Genomic DNA, 1,528 nt, shown 5'->3' on the forward strand with positions numbered 1-1,528 from the left:
GAAGTATGCTCTCACCCTGGGGTGTGGCACAACCACCGACGGCGTTAGGATGGCAATGCAGCTAACGCAGCATTGAACCACGAACATAGACTGAAAACAGGTGCCACGTCGAGTTAAGAAATTATGGCTTAAAGTTAGGCAAGGATCAGTGTGTTTAACTTGACAGTGGGAGTCATACCAACGACCAAATAACGGGCTAAAAATTGCGGGCTAAACTTGAGCGATGCGAAAAGAGCCCGCAGTTTTAGTCCCTGTTTATTTGCTTGTTATACCTAAGCTGACTCAAAGTACGATATTGCTCTTTTTCGCACTCGGCCAACTTCTATATAGTTCCATCCACCACCAATTAATCCGCCGACCACAGGAAGCGTTTTAGTGATAACGCCTTTTTGAGTAACTTTAATCCCAAAATATTTCAACATTATCTTTTTGAATTGCTTTAGAGTCTCTTTTGACAAGTATTTTTTAATAGCAACTCTAGTTACACCCATACCGCCTCTAATGCCGAACTCTCTGAGAGCTTGGCTGCCAACATTCAGACCAAATATAGGAATCAAAAGCTCCCATTTTGCTTCATCATCGTCAAAGAAATTTTCATCATAAATTACGGCAGCACGAGCAACCGCGGCAACTTCAGTTCGAAGCGTTACTGCAACATCTAAAGTAGCAGCAGGAACAGCAGTCCATGGGTTTGCAGGTAATCCAGTGGCAAAACCTGTAGAGGTTGCTTTCCAGCGTGCTGATGAAAAAGCTTTCTCTGCCAATTTACGGTTAGTTGAATTTGGATATTTCTCTCTCTCTGCTTTTACAGAAGCAATAATTGCTGGGGGATCAATTTCAACTACCCACTCCAACGCTTTTGTAAGAGCCTTATTTTCATCTGTCAAATGACAACTCCTTTTAGGTATAACATTTTATTCGTGCGCATGCGCGTTTACCTCATTGGACCAGTGAAAACGCACACAGTTAACTATCAGTATGCAAAGAACTTATCAGCATTCTGCTAAATATACCATCTAGAAAAATGCGCATGCGCGTTTCCCAAACCTATTATCTCAAATCGCAGATGCATAACCTTTTGATAAAAAATAAGATTTTTAATCTATTCATGCGTAAACGCGCAAAAAATTTTTCATTATTTCCCTTGATATCCGAGAATACCAAATAATACTGTGCGCATATACAGCAACATAAGGTAAGGAGTTATCATGAGTCTAAAAAGCCCATTTCTGAAAGGTCTTCAGGAGGAAATGCGTATCCGTGGTTACAGCATTAGAACAGAAAAAACCTACCTATATTGGGTTAAGGCATTCATTAACTTTCACCACAAGCGTCACCCTGAAACAATGGGAACGGAAGAGGTTACACAATTTTTAACCTTCCTTGCCAACCAACGAAATTGGACAGAAAGATGTTAGTACCGCTGTCCGCATTTGACCAATAGCTGAAATGTTAGAATTTATAGCGTTCTATATTTGTACTCTGTCAGGTCAAAAATTAGCGCTTATTCACCTAATTGTGTTCACCT

1 protein-coding gene and 1 pseudogene are annotated in these 1,528 nt (G+C 40.5%); one reads left to right on the top strand and one right to left on the bottom strand.

The window, feature by feature from the left end:
- Positions 1–272: 272 nt before the first annotated feature.
- Complete coding sequence (locus CWC03_RS22810; protein ID WP_138583793.1) at positions 273–887, bottom strand: hypothetical protein; 615 nt, start codon at positions 885–887, stop codon at positions 273–275.
- A 321-nt stretch (positions 888–1,208) separates the two neighbouring features.
- Between CWC03_RS22810 and CWC03_RS22815 the strand changes: the two are divergent.
- Positions 1,209–1,400 (top strand): annotated as a pseudogene (locus CWC03_RS22815) (site-specific integrase); the annotation flags it as partial.
- Between the last annotated feature and the right edge of the window lie 128 nt (positions 1,401–1,528).

The sequence above is a fragment of the Pseudoalteromonas sp. S2755 genome, from assembly GCF_005886535.1.
Classification (GTDB): domain Bacteria; phylum Pseudomonadota; class Gammaproteobacteria; order Enterobacterales; family Alteromonadaceae; genus Pseudoalteromonas.